This is a genomic window from Mesorhizobium sp. M8A.F.Ca.ET.208.01.1.1 (assembly GCF_004791315.1).
GTDB lineage: Bacteria > Pseudomonadota > Alphaproteobacteria > Rhizobiales > Rhizobiaceae > Mesorhizobium.
This window is the reverse complement of record NZ_SRUT01000001.1, coordinates 743,281-763,991: the sequence shown is the minus strand read 5'-3', so window position 1 is coordinate 763,991 and position 20,711 is coordinate 743,281. Positions and strand designations below refer to the sequence as shown.

The window sequence follows — 20,711 nt, the reverse complement described above, 5'->3', positions numbered from 1 at the left end:
CCGAAATGCGGCTAACTTTTAGTGTCCCGAATACCGGCCATTAACCACGGGTCGCGACGCCCTCGATACCGCAGGGTTCTTACGGCTCCATGGCCCTGAGCTCGCCCGGAACCGGATAACGGCTGCCGTCATAGCGCAGCCGGTAGGTTCGGTTCACAGGTTTGCCGGGATGAGACTGGCACTCGCCATCCGTGTCGGGGGACGGCTCGTCGGTATCCGTCCGCTCGACCGCGGTGATGTCACGATAGCCGTGATGTCTCGCCGCGCCCATCGTCAGGCTGACCCGACTGGAATGAAAGGATCCCGCGCAATTGGTATCGCCTTCGCCACCATTACCGGCAACGACAAGGCCATCGAGCACCATGCGCAGTGCATCGCCGGCGACGGCATAGAGCCGCAGGTCGGTTTCGCTGAAGGGATCGGCCTGCGAATGATTGGCCATCTCGATACGCAGGCCAAAGGCGGTGACACCGGGCGCCAACCCATAGCGGCCGGTATCGAATTCGATCTTGCGGATAGCGATGGCATCGTCGGTTACCAGCCCGGGCTGGAGCAAGCGCTGGCGCACTTGCTTGCTGTTCCTGTCGACGACCAGAAGCTCGATATCGCCAACATGCCCGTCGTCCCTGGATTGGGCGCTGTCGGTCAGCGGCACCGCGACCAGCAGCAGATCGTCATGGGCGGGCCAGATCTTGCAGATCAGGCGGAATGGCGAATCGCTGTCCTGAGGCGCCAAGGCGATGCTGGTGTGGGGCTCGAGCGTGAATGAGGCACCATCGGCGCTCTTGAGAGCCTTCGGATAGGCCTGCTGCACCAACGCGGCGGCATCGCCGCAATCGCCAGCCGCGGCCTGGGCGGGTGACAAGCCCGCCGCGGCGAGGCCCAGCAACAGAGTGGGCAACAGTATTCGCATGGACTTCTCGCTGATTACGGACGTTACAGGTCCCGATTGCGTGCATGTCGCGCGAATCGGTCGCGACCGGCGCGCTTTAGTGACCCGTCATTTTGACGATGATGGGAATGACGGCGATCATCAGCACCACCGGCAGGATGCAGACCACGACCGGCACGGACATCTTTGCCGGCAAGGCGTGCGCCTTCTCCTCGGCCAGCGACATGCGCTTGTGGCGCATTTCATCTGAAAACACCCTGAGCGCGCCCGACAGGCTGGTGCCGAGTTCCTTCGACTGCTGCAGGAGCGTGGCGAAGGAGCGCACCTCGTCCAGGCTGAGGCGATCGGCGAGCGCCTTCAGCGCGTCGTCGAGGCTGCGTCCCGCCCGAAGCTCCAGCGACACGAGCTGCAAATTCTGGCTGAGCGACGGATAGGTCTTGGCGAGTTCTTTCGAAACGCGCTCGACGCCCGCTTCCATGCTCATGCCGGCATCGGAGCAGACGATCATCAGGTCCATGAAATCGGGGAAGCCGTTGCGGTATTCGCGCATCTTTTCCCGAACCTTCTGGGTCAGCACCAGACCCGGCAAGAAATAGCCGGCAGCGCCCGACAGGATGATGAAGGTCCACCGACTGGTCATGGTAGCGTCCGGGCTGGCCATCCACCGGTTGAGCACGAAGACGGCGAACGTCGTGCCGATCATTGCCGTGAACCGGATGAGGAAGAACATGCCGACGGCGCGCGGCTCCATGTAACCGGCCTGGATGAGCTTCAAACGCAGGCGGGCGACATTTTCCGGGTCGCTCTTGGCGTAGAATTCCTGCGCCCTCTTCACCGCCTTCTCGCGCACGACGCCGCTATTCTTCTTCTGCACCGGTTCGGGCTTGGCCGCCACCGGACCGTGGTCGACCTTGAGCCGGCGCTTGACTTCATTGCGGTCACCCTTCGCCGCCACCATCGGCCAGGCGACCGCGGCGACTCCGACGAGCAGCAAGAGGACCGCAACCGGCATCAGCGAGGCCGGCGCGAGCGAGGCGAGGAATTCGATGACGCTCTGCATGTCAGAACCTGAAGTTCGACATCTTGAACATGATCAGATTGCCCAGCATCAGCCAGGTAACCGAGCCGCCGATCATGTACCACGTCTTCGGCACGCCCCAGACGTCGCTGTAATATCCCGGCATCATGGCCATGATGGCGGTGAACAGCAGCGCCGGCACGGCAGTCAAAATGTAGGCCGACAGGCGGCCTTCGGTCGAAATCGCGCGCACCTTGCGGCGCAGCTTGCCGCGTTCGCGGATCGTCGTCGACAACCCATCGAGGATTTCGCGCAGATTGCCGCCCGAACTGGTCTGGATCGACACGGCGGTGACGAACAACGGCAGGTCCTCGTGGCCTACCCGGTCGAAAAGCGAGTTCAGCGCCGAGACCAGGTCGGAACCATAGGTGACTTCGTCGGCAATGACGCCGAATTCCGTACCGATCGGATCGGGCATCTCGCGCGACACCATGGCAATCGCCACCGGAACCGGATGACCGGCCTTGAGGCCCCGCGTGATCAGTTCCAGCGCCTCCGGCAACTGCATGCCGAAACGTTTCAGCCGGCGCTTGCGCATGGAGCGCATCGCCATGACCGGCAGCAGCGGCACCAGCATGACGAACAGAATGAGCCCCATCAACAACGGCAAGCCGCGCGAGATGGCGAACAGCGTCATGGCCATCGCCACGCCGCAGGTGATCGTCAGGAATTTCGACAGCGGCATCACCATGCCCGACTGCGTGCGCAAGGCACGGAACCGGTCCGGCGAGAACAGCGACGTTCCCGCGTCGAGACCGCGCTCCTTGCGCAGTTGGATCAGCACCTGCTCCTGGCTGATCTTGTTTTCCTGAAGTTTCATGCGCCGGTTGATGGCGGTGCGCTTGTCGCTGCGGCCGGCATAGAGCAGGTAGACCGCCTCGGCGACCAGGATGCCGGTCAGTGCGGCCCCGGCATAGACGACATAGATCGCGCTGAACCCGTCGAACACCCCGGCTACTCCTGCGGCCGGCCGGGTTCGAAATAGCGTCCCGGAAAGTCGATGCCCATGGCGCGCAGGTCCTCGAGGAAGCGCGGCCGGATCCCGGTTGCCTCGAAGTAGCCGAGAATGCTGCCGTCGGCATCCATGCCGGTGCGCACGAAGCGGAAGATTTCCTGCATCTGGATGACATCACCCTCCATGCCGGTCACCTCGGCGACGCTCGTCACCTTGCGCTTGCCGTCGGAAAGCCGGGTCAATTGGACGATGATGTCGATGGCGCTGGCGATCTGGCTGCGGATCGACTGCACCGTCATCGGCATGCCGGTCATGCCCAGCATCTGCTCGAGGCGTGAAATGGCATCGCGCGGCGTGTTGGCATGGATGGTCGCCATCGACCCTTCATGGCCGGTGTTCATCGCCTGAAGCATGTCGAATGCCTCCTCGCCGCGGCACTCGCCGAGGATGACGCGGTCTGGACGCATGCGCAGCGCGTTCTTGACCAGGTCGCGCTGTTTGAGCTCGCCATGGCCTTCGATGTTGGCCGGGCGCGTTTCCATGCGCGCGACGTGGGGCTGCTGCAATTGAAGCTCCGCCGCGTCCTCGATGGTGATCAGCCGCTCGTCTTCCGGAATGAAGGCCGACAGCGCGTTGAGCATCGTCGTCTTGCCTGTGCCGGTGCCGCCCGAAATGATCGTCGTCTTGCGGGCATGCACGGCCGCGGCCAGCACTTCGGCCATGTTTTGGGTGATGGCGCCGAATTCGACCAGCCTGTGCAGGCCAAGCTTGTTCTTGGAGAACTTGCGGATCGAAACCAGCGGACCGTCGACGGCCACCGGGCGGATGGCTGCGTTGAAGCGCGAGCCGTCCAGCATGCGTGCGTCGACCATCGGCTGCGATTCGTCGACGCGGCGGCCGACGGCCGCCACGATCTTGTTGACGATTCTGAGCAGATGCGCCTCGTCCTTGAACGGGATGTGGACCTGCTGCAGCTTGCCTTTCTTTTCGACGAAACAGTTCTGGTGGCCGTTGATCAGGATATCGTTGATGTCGGGGTCCTTGAGCAACGGCTCGAGCGGGCCGAGGCCGACCATCTCGTCGACGATATCGTCGACCAGCGCGTCGAGTTCGGCGGTATTGATCGCCATCCGCTCCTGGCGGGTTTTTTCCGATACGAAATCATGCACTTGCCGGCGCATCTCGTCCTTGGGCAAGCGCTCCAGCGCGACGAGGTTGATCTCCTCGAGCAGCATCCGATGGATGCGCACCCGGGCATCGAGCACCTTGTTGGCATTCTTTGCCGGTGCCGCTTCCGGTTTCGCCGGCAAAGCCTTTCGGCTGGTCGGGATAACGACGGCATGATGCGCGACCGGTGTCGATTCCGCCGGTCGCTGCGGGCGGGCGTCGCGATTCTGCAGGGTGGAAAAACGGCTGGTCATCCAGCTTTCCTTTTCAACAGGCCCCTGCCGAAACCGAATAGCGACTTCGACTTGCTCGCGGTCGCCACCGACTCTTCCGGAAGGATGATCTTCTTCAGGTCGTTGACGACATTGGCGTTGGGATCGATCTCGTGCAGCGGCACGCCGCGGTCGACCGCCTCGCGCACCAGCCGGTAGTTGTTGGCGATGCCGCCGACAAAATGCTCGCCAAGGATTTCCTGGACATCCGCCTGCTTGATGCCGTTGTCGAACATCTTCTGCTCGAAACGGTTGACGATCACGTTCGGCTTCACTTCCTTGCCGGCGGTCTCATAGACGGCCTGGATCAGCCGCTGCGTATGGCGCAGGCACGGCACCGTCATTTCAGCAACGATGTAGAGCTTGTTGGAACCGAGCAGCACCGTTTCCGTCCACGGAAACCAGGTGCGCGGCATGTCGATGACGACATTGTCGAAATAGGCCGAGACGAGGTCCAGCATGCGCACCACGACATCGGTCTTGAACGAGCGCATTTCGGCCGGATGGGTCGGCGCCGCCAGCACGCAAAGTCCGCTGGCGTGCTTGGACAGCATCACATCGAGCAGCTGCCGGTCGAGGCGCTCGGGTTGGTTCTCGATTTCGGTGATGTCGAAACGCGGCTCCAGATCGAGATATTCGGCGCAGGCACCTTGCTGGAAATTGAGGTCGACCACACAGGTCGAGGCGCCGCGCGTCACCGAATGATGCAGCTGGAACGCGGTCTGCAGCGCCAGTGTCGTGGTGCCGACGCCGCCGGCGGCGGGCATGAAGGTGTAGATTTGCGACTCGGTGTTTTCCTCGCGGCCGGGTCCCTGCAACGCTCGCACGACCGAACGCACGAGGTCGGCCGTGGTGATCGGCTTGACCAGCAAGTCGGCGACCTTGAGTTGGACCAGGATGCGGACAGCGGCGGCGTTGAACTCCTGCGTGACCACGACCACCGGTGCCTTGCCCTCGAGCCGGCGCATCACACGTTGCAGTGACTCGATTTCTTCCAGCTTCGCCGCATCCATGTCGACGATAACGACGCCGAACTCGGCCTCCTGAACCTCGCCGCGCAGTTCGGTGACGTTCTTCTCGACCGTCATGAGCTGGATGATCTCGGAGGCGGCAAAGGCCGTCTTCGTGTCCTGCGCGAAGGTCCGGTCTGTCGATACGAGCAGGATCTTCTTGGTGCTGTTTGCCATTCTCGCCGCCTGTGAGGTCGATCGCCGTCTGGATCAGTTGCCGGTGGTCGTTTGCGCTGCCTTGGCACCGGCCGCCTGGTCGGGCGTGGCGGCCCCGGCATCGCCACGCTTGGCAGGCACGAGAAGCCTCGTGTTCTGGACGCCGTACTTCCACGGGTCAACCATCTGCATGACGGTGTTGGCGGCCTGCGCCTCACCGGCGGCTGTCGTCACGCCTTCGCTGCGCACATAGTCGTCGCTGGTACAGCCGCTTGCCAAACCGGCAAGAAGCAGTGCGATGCTCGATCTCAGGACCAGACGCATGGCTTCAGTCCTTCGGCAGGTCGAGGAAATGGCCGACTTTGGTCGCGGAAGCGCCCCGCGCAGCGCTGCCGTCAGCCAGCGCCAGCGCACGGTTGGTGTCCGGCGCCTTCACTTCCTCGGTGTTGTTGAGGAAATAGTCGACATTGCTGGCGGGCTGCGTGCCATCGGTCGGCTCAGCCATTTTCTTCGACGGATCGACCGGCTTGACCAGATAGGGCGTGACGATGATGACCAGGTCGGTCTCGCGCCGCTGATAGGATTTCGACGAGAACAGCGACCCCAGCACCGGCATCTTGCCGAGACCGGGTATGCGAGACGTGATGATGTCGTTCTGGGACTGCAGCAGCCCGGCGATCATGAAGCTCTGGCCGTTCTTCAGGTCGACCGAAGTCTTGGCGCGGCGCACGATGAACCCCGGCACCGAAATGTTGCCGATATTGTACGATGCCGACGCATCGATCGAGGAGACTTCCGGCGCGATGTCGAGGCTGACCAATCCGTCCTTCAGCACGGTCGGCGTAAAGTCCAGGCTGACGCCGTAGTTCTTGTAGCTGACGGAGATATTGCCATTGTCTTCGGAAACCGGGATGGGAAATTCGCCGCCGGCGAGAAAGCTCGCCGTTTCGCCGGAGCGAGCAATCAGGTTCGGTTCGGCCAACCTTCGGGCAAGGCCGCGCTCCTCCAGCGCCTTGATGGCGATATCGATCGAGACGCCATTGGACAGCAGCCGGCCGATGATCTCGCCGGTGCCGGCCGCCGGGACCGGGCCTGGATTGATCGAGACGTCGCGACCGCCGAAGCCGTAAGCGAAATTGGCGCTGTATTTCGCGCCCAGATCCTGCCCGGCCTGGCGATTGATCTCGACGAAGCGGACATTGAGCTGGACCTGCTGCGACGAGGAGATATTGACCGAATTGATCACCTCCTCGTTGCCGGAGAAGCGGGTGGCGATCTTGTTTGCCTTTTCGGCGGCGACCGCGTCATCCGCCTCGCCCGAAAGCACCACGCGGCCATTGGCCGAGCCGACCTTGATCTTGGCGTCCGGCACGCTGGCGCGGATGGTGCTCGCCAATTGGTCGGTGTCGAGCGTCACTTCGATGTCGATGGTGCCGACGAGCTGCTTGTTCTCGTCGAACAGCGCAATGCCGGTGGTGCCGAGATTGTTGCCCAGCACATAGAAGGATTTGTCGGTCAGCGGATTGACGTTGGCGATCTCCGGATCGCCGATGACGATCTGGTAGAAGGCCGCGCTCGTCATGATCGTCTTGGGCTTGCCCTTGGCGACCTTGATCGACGCATTCCTGGTCGACGAGACATGGACGATGTCGTTGTCCGCGTTGGCCGCGCCGACGAAGGCGAGCATGCCGCTCGCGGCCAGTGAAGCCGCCATCGCCAAGGCGCGCACCAAACGCAACCGATCCGTCATTCGATATAGGGTATGCATCGCCATTATCCCGTCCCGCCCGGTCCCCACCGGTCTTTACTTCTGATCCCGCGAAGGAACCTTGTATTCCTCGGCCTGCGTGCCGCGTGTCACGATGACCGTCTTGAACTTCGGCTTCTCCGGCTCCTTTGCGACGGCATCGAACAGGGAGCCGGCCGCCGCCTGGGCCTTGGAAGCCACAGATCCGCCGAAGGAAGAGATGGTGGTGACGCCGTTCTTGCCGTCGCCGCCTTCGCTGGCGGAGCGCAGCGAAAGCGACAGCGTGCCGACGGTGCGGGCCAGCGCCACTTTCTGCGCGCCGTCGCTCGTCACCTCGATGGTCACGGAATTGGCCACCTGCGGCGTCGTCTGGCGCTCGTCGGCGCCCTGCCCGACGCTCAGCACCTTGGCGTCGGCAACGACGATTTCCGAGGTGATGGTCGAACCGGCCGCGCCTTGCGCGTTCTTGGCGACTTCCTGGATTTCGCCGGCATCGCGGGTCAGCACGACATCGACCCGGTCGCCCGGCGTGACGAAGCCGCCGACGCCGGCGATCTCGTCGGTGCGGATGGTGACCGCCCGCATTCCGGGCGTCAGCATATTGGACAGCGTCGCGCGGCCGTTCGGTCCGGACAGCTTGGTGAGCAGCACCGGCTCGTTGACCTCGATCGGCGACAGCACGACCCGGCCACCTTCGCCGAGCAACCCGTCGATGGTCGCAAAGGCGCCCTGCGGCAGGGAATCCTGCGGCCACGGGATTTCGCTGAGTTTGGTGCGATCGAGCTCCATGCCATAACGCAATGGCGCGGTCGCCACCACGATCGTCTTGAATTCGATCCTGGGTGAGGCCGGAGCGGCGATCGAGGCCGTCTTTTCCTGGGCATCGGCCTGGGCCTGGCTCTTGACCCAGAAATCCGCGGCAAAGATCGAGATCGCGCCGAAAACGGCGGCGATGCCGATCATCGTTATGGCCTTGCCCCTCACACCTAAACCCCTGACGCCCGCAGTTTCTTGTTATGTTGGGCTCACGCTAGTCGGCATTGTTAAAGAATCAGGAATCTTGTGCGGTGGCATTCGACCTATTTCCGCCCGCTTGGTTATCGAATGGTTTTAGGGTAAGAGGGGTTAAATCCCCGAACGTAACAGGAACCTCCGTCGCTTGGCGCCGAAAAGCGTGGCAGTATCGACGGGTGATTCGCAGCACCGGACCCTTATGGTTGGCATGGACGACAACAACGATCTCTTCGGCAACATCGACAAGCAGCCGCAGCCGGTTCGCGCGCCGGCGCGCCCAGCGGATCCGCTGGTGCAAGCGGCCGCCAGGCGCCCGGCCGCGGCCAAGGATGGCAGCGAGGGTTACAGCGCCGCCGACATCGAGGTGCTCGAAGGCCTGGAGCCGGTGCGCCGCCGGCCTGGCATGTATATCGGCGGTACCGACGACAAGGCGATGCACCATTTGTTCGCCGAGGTCATCGACAATTCGATGGACGAAGCGGTTGCCGGCCACGCCACCTTCATCGATGTCGAGCTTTCGGCCGACGGCTATCTCACCGTCACCGACAATGGCCGCGGCATCCCGGTCGATCCGCATCCGAAATTCAAGAAGCCGGCGCTCGAAGTGATCATGACGACGCTGCATTCGGGCGGCAAGTTCGATTCCAAGGTCTACGAGACCTCCGGTGGCCTGCACGGCGTCGGCGTTTCCGTCGTCAACGCCCTGTCGGACCATCTCGAGGTCGAAGTCGCGCGCGGCCGCCAGCTTTATCGCCAACGGTTTTCACGCGGCATTCCGGTAAGCGGTCTGGAGCACCTCGGCGAGGTGCACAACCGCCGCGGCACCAGGACGCGTTTCCATCCCGACGAGCAGATCTTCGGCAAGGGTGCGGCCTTCGAGCCGGCACGGCTCTACCGCATGACGCGCTCCAAGGCCTATCTATTCGGCGGCGTCGAAATCCGCTGGACCTGCGATCCTTCCCTCATCAAGGAAAAGGATCAGACGCCGGCCAAGGCGGAATTCCATTTTCCCGGCGGCCTCAAGGATTATCTGAAAGCGTCGCTAGGCGACGAATTCCAGGTGACGCGCGAAATCTTCGCCGGCAAGAGCGACAGGCAAGGCGGCCATGGTTCGCTCGAGTGGGCGGTGACCTGGTTCGGCGGCGACGGCTTCATCAATTCCTACTGCAACACCATTCCGACCGGTGAAGGCGGCACGCACGAGGCCGGCTTCCGCAATGTCCTGACGCGCGGCCTGCGGGCCTATGCCGACCTCGTCGGCAACAAGCGCGCCTCGATCGTCACGTCGGAAGACGTCATGATCTCGGCCGCCGGCATGCTGTCGGTGTTCATCCGCGAGCCGGAATTCGTCGGCCAGACCAAGGACAGGCTGGCGACGATCGAAGCGATACGCATCGTCGAGACCGCGATACGCGACCCGTTCGACCATTGGCTGGCAGACAATCCGCAAGAAGCCTCGAAACTGCTCGACTGGGTGATCGCGCGCGCTGACGAACGGGTGCGCCGCCGCCAGGAAAAAGAGGTGTCGCGCAAGAGTGCGGTGCGCAAGCTGCGCTTGCCGGGCAAGCTCGCCGACTGCACGCAGAACGCGGCGGCAGGTGCCGAACTCTTCATCGTCGAAGGCGATTCCGCCGGCGGCTCCGCCAAGCAAGCGCGCGACCGTGCCAGCCAGGCCGTCTTGCCGCTGCGCGGAAAAATCCTCAACGTCGCCAGCGCCGGCAATGACAAGCTGGCCGCCAACCAGCAGATATCGGACCTGATCCAGGCGCTTGGCTGCGGCACGCGGTCAAAGTATCGCGACGAGGATTTGCGCTACGACCGCGTGATCATCATGACCGACGCCGATGTCGACGGCGCCCACATTGCTTCGCTGCTGATCACCTTTTTCTACCAGGAGATGCCGGCGCTGGTACGCGGCGGCCATCTCTATCTGGCGGTGCCGCCGCTTTACTCGATCAGGCAAGGCGGCAAGGTCGCCTATGCCCGCGACGACGCCCACAAGGACGAGCTTCTGCGCACCGAATTCACCGGGCGCGGCAAGGTCGAGCTCGGCCGCTTCAAGGGCCTGGGCGAAATGATGGCCTCGCAGCTCAAGGAGACCACCATGGACCCCAGGAAGCGCACGCTGCTCAGGGTCGACGTGATCGACGCCGAGGCGGCGACCAAGGATGCGGTCGATGCACTGATGGGCACCAAGCCCGAAGCCCGCTTCCGCTTCATCCAGGAACGCGCCGAATTCGCCGAGACGGAAGTGCTGGATATCTAGCCGCTGGCGAGTTTAGCTTGCGTCCCTGACATGGAGACCGGCATGTGACCTGGGCGCGGCTGAAAACCTATTTCGAGACGAGCCTGGCCGGCCTGACGCAACCGACGCGATCGGACTGGATCTTTGCCCTGCGCACCGTTTCGGCTGGCATGATCGCGCTTCTCGCCGCCTATGCGCTGAAGCTCGACCATCCGCAATGGGCGATGATGACGGTGTTCATCGTCGCCCAGCCGGTTGCCGGCATGGTGCTGGCGAAAGGCTTCTACCGGCTGCTCGGCACGCTTGCCGGGGGTGTCGCGGCAATCGGCATCACCACGGCGTTCGGCACCGGCCCCTGGATTCTGGTGACGGTGCTTGCCGTCTGGATAGGCATCTGCACCTTCGTCTCGTCGCTGCTGCGCAATCCCGAAGCCTATGGCGCCGCCCTTGCCGGCTACACCGCCATGATCATCGGCCTGCCCGCTTTCGGGCAACCGCATCTGGTCGTTGACCTAGCGGTCGCGCGTTGTGCCGAGATCGTGCTCGGCATCGTCTGCGCCGGCCTCACCAGCCGGCTGATCCTGCCCAAACTGGCCAGCGACGCCATCATCTCGCGGCTGAAACGCTGCATTCTCGACCTCGCCACTTACGCCGGCGGAGCGTTTTCCGGCGGGGATCGGGCAACGCTGATCGGCCTGCACCGGAAGCTTGTCGCCGACACCCAGACGCTTGGCGAGATGCGCGCCTATGCCAGGCTCGAAGCGCCGAGTTTCGCACCGCGCGCGCATCCGGTGCGACGCACGATCGGACAACTGCTCTCGGCTCTTTCGGCGGCGCGCGCGCTCTATTCGCATGCCGCTCCGAAAAACGCGGCCCTCATCCCGGTGCGCTCGGAGCTGCAAGCCCTTGTAGGCGAACTGGCAACCAAGCCGGGAGCGCTGGACGATACCTCGCCCTGGTTGGCGCGGCTCGACGCGATCTCAACCAAGGCCCGGCAAATGCCCGATGCCTCGGTCGATCAGGGTGAGGACAGGGTCGGAACCATCACCCGCCTCACCATAGCGGCCGATTTCGCCGAGGCGCTGAAACAGGTGCTTCGTGGCCTGGACGCGCTGCGCGCGCCGGTGACCCGCCGACCAGGTCCTGGCAGCCAGCAGCCGGCCCTGGTGGTGCATCGCGACTATCCCGGTGCCGCACGCAACGCCATCCGCGCGGCCGTTGCCACGCTGTTGGTCGCGGCTTTCTGGCTGACGACGAAGTGGTCGGAGGCGGCCGGCACCGTCATCCTGGTTGCCGTCGTGTCGAGCCTGTTTGCCGCTCGCCCCGATCCCGTGCAGGTATCATGGGGTTTCTTCAAGGGAACGCTGCTCGCTTTGCCGTTCGCCTTTCTCGTCGGCCAGATCGCGCTTCCCGCCCTGCCCGGCTTCGGGTGGTTCATGCTGTTCGTGGTGCCCATCATGGTGCCGGCGGCACTCGCCATGGCCAATCCGCGCTATGTCGGCGTGGCGACGGCCTTCGCCATCAATTTCCTGGCTTTCCTCAGCCCGCATCAGGCGATGACCTATGATCCCGGCCCCTTCTTCGCCGGCTCGGCATCGATCCTGGTCGGCATCCTGCTGGCGATCGGCGTCTTCATCGTCGTGTTGCCGGCGGATCCGTGGCTCGCGGCCGACCGCATCGTGCGGGCCATGCGCGAGGATCTGGCGCGGCTTTGCCTGCATGAGCGCGTGCCGAGACGTTCGGCTTTCGAGAGCCTCGCTTATGACCGGGTCAACCAGTTGATGCCGTTGGTGCAGAATTCCGGCGGGAAGGGCGAGGCTGTGCTGGGCGGCGGGGTCGCCTCGGTCACGGTCGGCCTGGAAATCCTGCGGCTGCGCAGTGCCAGCCAAAACCACGCCATCCCATCGGAAACGGCGCTTTCAATCACCAACTTCCTGAGGGGACTGGCGCGCGAGCTGCTTTTCCGTGCCCCTGGCGATCCGCAAACAGCGACCGTCGCCGTCGCCCGGCAGTATGCGGCGGGCATCGCCCAGCGAAACGCCACCGGCGACATGCTGCAGATCGCGGCGTCTCTGCGCATCATCGCCGCGGCGATGGAGGATTTCCCGGATTTCTTCGCGAGGGATAAAACCTAGGCTGCGGCGATCGCCAGTGCGTGCCCCCGCGCATTCTCGCGCAGGGCGTCAAGGTGGATCGACTTGACCAGAGCGGCAAGATCGCCTTCGGCGGATTGCCCACCCAATTCCTTGAGCATCAGCCAGCTGACCTCCTGAACGCCGGCGACGCGCTTGCCGTTGGCAACCTCACGCCAGATCTTCAGGGCGCGCAGGATGACCGCATGCGTGGCGGCAGCCAGGCCGGCACTGCGGAACAGCGCCTGCAGGACCACGTCGTGCCCGCCGGCCAGCAGCGCCCTCACCCGTGGCTCGGACTGCTGGCTGAGCGCGACCAGCGCCGAGCCGAAGAAATCGACCTTGCCGTGCGCGATAGTGCGGATCAGGAAGCTCGCGGTCAGATCGCCACGCAGCCTGAGATGCTCGATCAACGCCGCATGCTCTTCCTGGCGCGTGCCTTCGATCAGCGTCACCGAGGCCTTGACGCAGGCCTCCCGCATGACGCGTTCTGCACGCGCGGCTCCCATCAACGCCATGACCAGCGGCGATGTCTTCAATGTCTCGCCAAGCTTGATGAGCAGCATGTGCCGGCAGTCGGCGGGCAGCCTGATATCCGATATCAGCGCCTCGCGCACCAAAGGCAGATGCCCATGGCGCTCCGCCATGCGGCGGAAACTCATCGAAGCGATGGCGGCACCGGTGTTGGCGAGAAGCACGGCGCAGGCCTCCGCCTCGCCGATCTCGGCGATGGCCGCCGACAGCGCCATCGAGACGAGCGGCCGATCGGCGATCAGTTTCTGCGTTGCCTTCTGGCTCGCCGCCACGCGGTTGATCAGATCGGCGTCGGTGAGCAGTGGCGAGCGCGCCAGCACGACACCGGCGACTTCCGGCTGGTCGGCGGCAAGCACGCTTATGATCTGCAGCGGCGCGTGGTGGCTCATCGAGAGCGCTTCCGCCATCGCCAGGCGCACCTTCGACGAGGCGTCGTCGAGCAGCAGCGTCAGCGCCGCTTCGGCGGCGCAGCGGTCCTCGAACGGCAATTCGGAATTGACATAGGCCCGGGCCAGCGCATTGGCCGCGGCGGCGCGCTCCGACACCCTGGCCGTGTAGATCCATTTCAGAAAATGCGAAACAACAACCATGCCCGTCTGCTTACGCCCCTAGCCGGAAGGTTTCCGGCCCCGTGAGGACGGTAGGCAGAAATGGTTTACGAACGGTTCACCATGTTCATTAACTGGCTTGCGAGCGCTGGATGCAGCGCCTATCAACCGTCAGACAGCGCAGGAGACGGAAATGGCCGGGCTATATCTCGAGGAGTTTGTTGTCGGCCATGTCTTCCAGCACACGCTGCGCAAGACCGTCACCGAGAGCGACAACATGCTGTTTTCGGTGATGACGCTGAACCCGCAGCCGCTGCATATCGACTTCGATTTCGCCGCCAAGAGCGAATGGGGCAAGCCGCTGGTCAACTCGCTGTTCACGCTCGGCCTGATGATCGGCATCTCGGTCAACGACATCACGGTCGGCACCACGGTCGCCAATCTCGGCATGAAGGAAACCGTGTTTCCGCATCCGGTCTTCCATGGCGACACCATCCGTGTCGAGACATCTGTCGTCTCGGTGCGCGAGTCCAAGTCGAAGCCCGACCGCGGCATCGTCGAATTCGAGCACCGCGCCTACAACCAGCATGGCGATCTGGTCGCCAAATGCACCAGGCAAGCGATGATGCTGAAGAAGGCGGCCTGATGCGCTCGCTGCTGTTCGTTCCCGGCGATTCCGAGCGGAAGCTGGAAAAGGGATTCGGCGCCGGCGCCGACGTGGTCATCGTCGATCTCGAGGATTCCGTGGCGCCGCGGAACAAGGCGCAGGCGCGCGAGATAGCGGCGCGCTTCATCCTCGAACGCAGGGGGCAAACCAACCCGGCGATCTATGTCAGGGTCAATGACCTCTCGACCGGGCTGACGGACGATGATCTTGCCAAGCTCGTTCCGGCAAGGCCGGACGGCATCATGCTGCCAAAATCGAACAGCGGCCAGGATATGCAGCAGCTCGCAGCCAAGCTCAGGGTTCGCGAGGCCGAGAACGATCTGCCCGACGGTTCGATAAAAATCCTGCCGATCATCACCGAAACTCCGGCGGGCCTGCTGGCGGCCGCGACCTATGCCGGCGCAAGCGTGCGGCTTGCCGGCCTGACCTGGGGCGCGGAAGACCTGTCGGCCGCGGTCGGCGCGCGTGCGGCCCGCGACGAGCGCGGCCACTACACCGACCTCTTCCGTCACGCCCGCCTGACAACCATCCTCGCGGCCGGGGCCGCGGAGGTCGCCGCGATCGACACCGTGTTTCCGAATTTTCGCGACATGGCGGCCTTCGCCGTGGAATGCACCGAGGCCGAACGCGACGGCTTCACCGGCAAGATGGCGATCCACCCGGATCAGGTGCCCGTCATCAACACCGCCTTCACGCCCTCGGCCGCGGCGGTGAAACAGTCGGCGGCCATCGTTGCGGCGTTCGAGGCAGCGGGAAATCCCGGCGTCGTCGGCATCGACGGCAAGATGTTCGACCGCCCGCATCTGCGGCTGGCCGAACGCCTACTGGCGCGCGCAAGGGCGGCCGGTATACACATCTGACAGCTACTTTTGTTCCCAGCGCGGTCGGCGCATCGAAAAGACCTCGTCGACGCTGGCATAGTCCATATAGCCGAGACGAGCGACATTGCCGGCCTTGGTGATGTCGAACAGGCCATCCTTCAGGAAGGCATCGTCGATATGCACGCCGATCACTTCACCGGCGACGACGACGGCGCTCGTTGGCGATCCGTCGAGCGCCTTTGGGCGAAACACTTCCGTCACCCGGCATTCGAGCGCCGCGGGTGCCGCCGCCACGCGCGGCGGCCTGACGAGACGCGACGGCGCCATGGCGAGATCGGCATAGACGAACTCGTTGACCCCGCGCGGCGCGGCGACGGACGTGTAGTTCATCTTCTCCGCAAGGTCGCGGCTGACCAGATTGGCGACGAACTCGCCGGTTTCCTGCGCGAACGAGGCGCTGTCCTTCTCGCCCTCGGAGGAAAACCAGACGATGAAAGGCCGGGTCGAGACGGCGTTGAAGAAGGAGTATGGCGCGAGATTGACCTCGCCGGCCTTGTTCAGCGTCGATATCCAGCCAATCGGACGCGGCGCCACGATCGCCTTCGACGGATCATGCGGCAGGCCATGCCCCTTGGACGGCTCGTAGAACATTCAGCCCGCCCAAGGTCCGGTATAGTCCGCATAGAGTTTTGCCGGATCGGGCCGTGGCCGCTCCGGCGCCTGGCCCGCATAAGAGCCGATATGGATGAAACCAACGACGCGCTCCTGCGGCGCCAGTCCGAGGATCGCCCTGCCCTCCGGCACGTCGGAATACCAGTTGCTGATCATGTTGGTGCCGTAGCCAAGCGCATTGGCAGATATCATCAGATTCAGCGCCGCCATGCCTCCGGACAGGAACATCTCCCATTGCGGGATTTTCGGGTTCTCCCTGGGAATTGATACGACACCGATCACCAGCGGCGCGCGCGAGAACCGCGCCAGTTCCTGGTTGCGGCGGCCTTCCGTCAACGGTCCTTCACGTTGTTCAGCCAGCGCCGCCAGTTGTCTGCCGATCTCGATGCGGGCCTCGCCGCGATAGAGGATGAAGCGCCAGGGTTCGAGCCGTCCATGGTCGGGCACGCGTGTGGCGGCGGCAATCATCGTGGCGATATCGGCGTCGCTGGGCGCAGGCTCCTTGAGATCGGGAATCGGCGCTGAATTTCGGGTCAGCAGGAAGTCGATGATCGGCGACGCCATGGGCGCAAGTCTCCTGGACATTCTGTCTTGAGCTGAAGCGCACCATCGGGAATTCGGGCGGCTCGGGCAAAGGCGCGCTAGCGCCGGGCTGAAGAGTCACGGATCGGACTCTTAAGCCTTGAAATTGCCACCGCCATGGGCTTCAACGCAAGGCATGTTTGAGGGGCGACTGCGTCTTTTCCTGGTCCGGCTCTGCGCCGCGCTGTTCCTGCTGCCGGTCTCCATGGCTGTCGCGCAGGAAAAGGATGGCGTTGGCGACCTGAAACTTCCCGGAATTTCGAGCTATGCGACGCCGAAGAGCGGGACCCCGCTGGCGCTTGGCGGCGGTGGCGCCATCACCCTGTCGGCCCAGTTGACCGACAAGGGCACCGACATCACCCGCGGTCTCGTCTGGCGCGTCTTCAAGCCTGAAGCCGTCAACGGCAAATTGCCGATGGTCGCCTCCGCGCATGGCGGCAGCGCCGTCTTTCAGCTCGAACCCGGCAGCTATCTGGTCCACGCCTCTTATGGCCGCGCCGGCGCCACCAAGCGCATCACCGTCGGCAAGGAAGCCAAGCGAGAAAGCCTGGTGCTCGATGCCGGCGGCCTGAAGCTCGACGCGGTCCTGTCCGGCGGCGTGCGCATTCCGCCGAAAAAACTGCGCTTCTCGATCTATGAGGGCACCGCCGAGGCCAATGGCGACCGCGCGCTGATCATCCCCGATGTCGAACCCAACAGTGTCGTGCGGCTCAATGCCGGCATCTACCACGTCGTCTCGACCTATGGCGCGGTCAATGCCGTCATCCGCTCCGACATCCGCGTCGAGGCCGGCAAGCTGACCGAAGCCACCGTCGAGCATCACGCGGCCGAAATCACGATGAAGCTGGTGCGCGAAGCGGGCGGCGAAGCGATCGCCGACACATCCTGGTCACTGCTCAACGAATCCGGCGATCCGATCAAGGAAACCGTCGGCGCTTTCGCTTCGATGGTGCTCGCCGAAGGCGACTACACCATCATCGCCAAGAACCGCGACCGGATCTATCAGAAGGATTTCACGGTCGTGGGCGGGCAGAACCAGGAAATCGAGGTTCTCGCCACCGAAGCAGCGGCCATGGATCCGGAAGAAGGCGCGGACTGAAGCAATTCCAGCAAAGGTGCGAAGCGGTTTCGCGTCCGGAATTGCGTAAAAGCAAAGAGATAGAGCATTGGAGGCGACCTCGTTTTCGCCGGAGATGCCCTTTCAGGCCGCCAGTTTCGTTCGGGCCGGCAGGAAAGGAATGCGCCGGCGAGGCAGCTCTGGCGCCAGGTCGAACACGCCGCGATAAAGGCGATCGAGCAACGCTTTGCGGTCGCGCAACGGCTCCAGTTCGCTCCAGCTGAGCACATTGCCGACGCGCACCTCGATCGCCTTGCCGGACAACCGCGCGAATTCACGGATGAGCAGCGAGGTGCGCAAGGTCAGCGAGGCCTTGCCGACGAATTTGGCCACACGCCCGTCGCGCTCGGCCATGTTCATCGGCCCGCTGACCAGATGGAACAGCCTGCCGTTCTGCCCGGAGAAATGCATGGGGATGACCGATGCCTTGGCTTCCTGGACGAGACGGGCCGGAAACATCTTCCATGGCAGGTCGCGCGCCCGGCCAAAACCCTTTGGCGCGGTGGCGACGCCGCCGGCCGGAAACACCACGATGGTGACACCTTCCTTGAGCAGCCGAACCGCTTCATGGCGCACCGCCATGTTGTTCTTCACAGCTTCCTTGGTCTCGGAAAAGTCGATTGGCAGCGAATAGGGCCCCATCTCGCGAATCCTGAGCAGATCCTTGTGGATCATCACTCGAAAAGGTCGCCCGAGTTGCTCTGCCAGTGACAGCACGGCGATGCCGTCGCCAATGCCGAAGGGATGGTTGGCAATGATCACCAGCGGCGTGTCGGGCAATTGCGCGGGCGGCCATTGGTCGGGCGTTCGCACGCCTACATCGATGAGGTCCAGCATGCGGCTGAACACACGCTCACCGGTCGGCACAACCTGATGGCGCCAGAATTCATAGAGCGCTGCGAACCGGTCGCGGCCCGAAAGGCCTTCCACCGAATGAATGAACCAGCGCGCCAGAGCCGGCTGGTGCGGGTTGGCATAGGAAAGCTCGGGAAATGGTCGTTCGCGCGATTTCAGCTTGAGCATAGCGTTCCAGTACAACATCGCCGTGACAGGGATATGAAAATGGCGGTGGATCGCTCCACCGCCATTCGATCGAAAACAGTCCGAATTAAGCAGCGCGCTTGCGTCGGCGATCAGGTGTGACCGCTTCTTCGGTCAGCCGTTCGATCGCTTCGGCAAGGCCAAGCGATTCCTGGTCGCGCGAACCGAGCCGGCGGATATTGACGGTCTGCTCCTCCGCCTCGCGCTTGCCGCAGACGAGGATGACCGGCACCTTGGCCAGGCTGTGCTCACGGACCTTGTAGTTGATCTTCTCGTTGCGCAGATCGGCTTCCGCCAACAGCCCGGCGGCTTTCAGCTTCGCCACGACCTCGTTCGCATAGCTGTCGGCGTCCGACGTGATGGTCGCCACCACCACCTGCAGCGGTGCGAACCACAGCGGGAAATGGCCGGAATAGTTCTCGATCAGGATGCCGAGGAACCGCTCCATCGAGCCGCAGATGGCGCGATGCACCATGACAGGCTGCTTCTTCTCGGAATCCGAGCCGATGTAGAAGGCGCCAAAACGCTCCGGCAGGTTGAAGTCGACCTGCGTCGTGCCGCATTGCCATTCGCGGCCGATCGCATCCTTCAGCACATATTCGAACTTCGGCCCGTAGAAGGCGCCCTCGCCCGGATTGATCGAGGTCTTGATCCGATTGCCGGAGCGCGTCCTGATCGTTTCCAGCACGCTGCCCATGATCGCCTCGGCATGATCCCATGCCTCGTCGGTGCCGACGCGCTTGTCCGGCCGCGTCGACAGCTTGACGCTGATTTCGTCGAAACCGAAATCGGCGTAGGTCGACAGGATCAGGTCGTTGATGCGCAAGCACTCGGAAGCCAACTGTTCCTCGGTGCAGAAGATATGCGCATCGTCCTGTGTGAAGCCGCGCACGCGCATCAGCCCGTGCAGCGCGCCCGATGGCTCGTAGCGATGCACATTGCCGAATTCCGCAAGTTTTACGGGCAGATCCCGGTATGACTTCAACCCATGCTTGAAAATCTGCACGTGACCCGGGCAGTTCATCGGCTTCAGCGCGAAGACGCGGTCATCGTCGGTTTCATCGCCGGCGACCGTCACCTTGAACATGGCGTCGCGGTACCAGCCCCAGTGGCCCGACGTCTCCCACAGGCTCTTGTCGAGTACCTGGGGGGCATTGACCTCCTGATAGCCCTGCTCGTCGAGGCGGCGACGCATGTAGTTGACCAGGTTCTGGAACATCTTCCAGCCCTTGGCGTGCCAGAAAACCACGCCCGGCCCCTCTTCCTGAAAATGGAACAGGTCCATTTCGCGGCCAAGCTTGCGGTGGTCGCGCTTCTCGGCCTCCTCCAGCATCGTCTGGTAGGCTTCGAGCTGCGCCTGGTCGGCCCAGGCCGTGCCATAGATGCGTGTCAGCATCGGGTTGTTCGAATCGCCGCGCCAATAGGCGCCGGCCACCTTCATCAGCTTGAAGGCGTTGCCGATCTGGCCGGTCGAGGCCATGTGCGGACCACGGCAAAGGTCGAACCAGTCGCCCTGCGCATAGATCTTGAGATCCTGATCCTCGGGAATGGCGTCGATCAGTTCGAGCTTGTAGCGCTCGCCCTTGTCGGCAAAGACCTTTTTTGCCCTGTCGCGCGACCAGACCTCTTTGGTGAACGGCTTGTTGCGCGCGATGATCTCGCGCATCTTCTTCTCGATCACCGGGAAATCGTCCGGGGTGAACGGCTCGTTGCGGGCAAAGTCGTAATAGAATCCGTTCTCGATCACCGGCCCGATGGTCACCTGCGTGCCCGGCCACAATTCCTGCACGGCTTCTGCCAACACATGCGCGGTGTCATGGCGGATGAGTTCCAGCGCACGCGGGTCTTCGCGGGTGATGATCTCGACCTTGCCGGATTTGCCCACGGGATCACTGAGGTCGCGCACGGTGCCGTCGATGGCATAGGCCACGGCCTTCTTGGCCAGCGACTTGGAGATCGACTCGGCAAGGCCGGCACCGGTCATTGCCGCGTCATAGTCGCGGACGGAGCCATCGGGAAATGTCAGGGAAACGGAATTCAGCATATGGTTCTCCTATCCAG

18 protein-coding genes are annotated in these 20,711 nt (G+C 63.5%); 5 read left to right on the top strand and 13 right to left on the bottom strand.

The features are described 5' to 3' along the window. Positions 1–79: 79 nt before the first annotated feature. The 8 genes from EN851_RS03785 to cpaB form a co-directional block, all read right to left on the bottom strand. The gene (locus EN851_RS03785; protein WP_189521761.1) at positions 80–913 is read right to left on the bottom strand and encodes a hypothetical protein; all 834 of its coding nucleotides are present in this window, start codon (positions 911–913) and stop codon (positions 80–82) included. 76 nt (positions 914–989) lie between these two features. After that, positions 990–1,952 carry a type II secretion system F family protein gene (locus EN851_RS03780; protein WP_127279841.1) on the bottom strand — a complete coding sequence of 321 codons (963 nt, stop codon included), beginning with the start codon at positions 1,950–1,952 and terminating at the stop codon, positions 990–992. A gap of 1 nt (position 1,953) precedes the next feature. Further along, entirely contained in the window at positions 1,954–2,919 is a 966-nt protein-coding gene (locus EN851_RS03775; protein ID WP_135928609.1) for a type II secretion system F family protein, read from the bottom strand. 5 nt (positions 2,920–2,924) lie between these two features. Further along, complete coding sequence (locus EN851_RS03770) at positions 2,925–4,346, bottom strand: CpaF family protein (RefSeq protein ID WP_127872618.1); 1,422 nt, start codon at positions 4,344–4,346, stop codon at positions 2,925–2,927. Further along, entirely contained in the window at positions 4,343–5,551 is a 1,209-nt protein-coding gene (locus tag EN851_RS03765; protein ID WP_135928608.1) for a response regulator/pilus assembly protein, read from the bottom strand. The genes EN851_RS03770 and EN851_RS03765 overlap by 4 nt, the downstream gene beginning before the upstream one ends. 33 nt (positions 5,552–5,584) lie before the next feature. Then, on the bottom strand, positions 5,585–5,854 hold the full coding sequence (locus EN851_RS03760; RefSeq protein WP_127280814.1) for a hypothetical protein: 270 nt from the start codon (positions 5,852–5,854) through the stop codon (positions 5,585–5,587). Between the two features lie 4 nt (positions 5,855–5,858). Continuing rightward, a complete protein-coding gene (locus EN851_RS03755) occupies positions 5,859–7,244 on the bottom strand; it encodes a type II and III secretion system protein family protein (RefSeq protein WP_245512062.1) in 1,386 nt (461 codons plus the stop codon). 90 nt (positions 7,245–7,334) lie between these two features. Further along, positions 7,335–8,240 (bottom strand): Flp pilus assembly protein CpaB, encoded by a 906-nt coding sequence (gene cpaB, locus EN851_RS03750; RefSeq protein WP_127872724.1) that lies wholly within the window; start codon positions 8,238–8,240, stop codon positions 7,335–7,337. A gap of 259 nt (positions 8,241–8,499) precedes the next feature. On the opposite strand from cpaB, the gene parE reads away from it, so the two are divergent. Further along, positions 8,500–10,557 (top strand): DNA topoisomerase IV subunit B, encoded by a 2,058-nt coding sequence (gene parE, locus EN851_RS03745; RefSeq protein ID WP_127872620.1) that lies wholly within the window; start codon positions 8,500–8,502, stop codon positions 10,555–10,557. Positions 10,558–10,601: 44 nt separating this feature from the next. Then, positions 10,602–12,671, top strand: a complete 2,070-nt coding sequence (locus EN851_RS03740) for an FUSC family protein (protein ID WP_135928607.1) — start codon at positions 10,602–10,604, stop codon at positions 12,669–12,671. Here the strand turns inward: EN851_RS03740 and EN851_RS03735 are convergent. After that, entirely contained in the window at positions 12,668–13,792 is a 1,125-nt protein-coding gene (locus EN851_RS03735; protein WP_135928606.1) for a DUF2336 domain-containing protein, read from the bottom strand. The genes EN851_RS03740 and EN851_RS03735 overlap by 4 nt on opposite strands. A gap of 151 nt (positions 13,793–13,943) precedes the next feature. On the opposite strand from EN851_RS03735, the gene EN851_RS03730 reads away from it, so the two are divergent. Continuing rightward, complete coding sequence (locus EN851_RS03730; RefSeq protein WP_056572267.1) at positions 13,944–14,396, top strand: MaoC family dehydratase; 453 nt, start codon at positions 13,944–13,946, stop codon at positions 14,394–14,396. Continuing rightward, positions 14,396–15,277: a CoA ester lyase gene (locus EN851_RS03725; RefSeq protein WP_127872725.1), complete on the top strand. Its 882-nt coding sequence runs from the start codon at positions 14,396–14,398 to the stop codon at positions 15,275–15,277. Before EN851_RS03730 ends, EN851_RS03725 begins: the two co-directional genes overlap by 1 nt. A gap of 3 nt (positions 15,278–15,280) precedes the next feature. Here the strand turns inward: EN851_RS03725 and EN851_RS03720 are convergent, their stop codons facing one another. Further along, the gene (locus EN851_RS03720; protein WP_127277448.1) at positions 15,281–15,889 is read right to left on the bottom strand and encodes a flavin reductase family protein; all 609 of its coding nucleotides are present in this window, start codon (positions 15,887–15,889) and stop codon (positions 15,281–15,283) included. After that, positions 15,890–16,474: a nitroreductase gene (locus EN851_RS03715; protein WP_127872623.1), complete on the bottom strand. Its 585-nt coding sequence runs from the start codon at positions 16,472–16,474 to the stop codon at positions 15,890–15,892. Between the two features lie 154 nt (positions 16,475–16,628). Between EN851_RS03715 and EN851_RS03710 the strand changes: the two genes are divergently transcribed. Next, complete coding sequence (locus EN851_RS03710) at positions 16,629–17,591, top strand: hypothetical protein (RefSeq protein ID WP_127277443.1); 963 nt, start codon at positions 16,629–16,631, stop codon at positions 17,589–17,591. Positions 17,592–17,693: 102 nt separating this feature from the next. Here EN851_RS03710 and EN851_RS03705 read toward each other — a convergent pair whose 3' ends face one another. Next, positions 17,694–18,632, bottom strand: a complete 939-nt coding sequence (locus EN851_RS03705) for a GNAT family N-acetyltransferase (protein WP_135921478.1) — start codon at positions 18,630–18,632, stop codon at positions 17,694–17,696. Positions 18,633–18,717: 85 nt separating this feature from the next. Beyond that, complete coding sequence (gene thrS / locus EN851_RS03700) at positions 18,718–20,694, bottom strand: threonine--tRNA ligase (protein ID WP_127277439.1); 1,977 nt, start codon at positions 20,692–20,694, stop codon at positions 18,718–18,720. Positions 20,695–20,711: the final 17 nt, after the last annotated feature.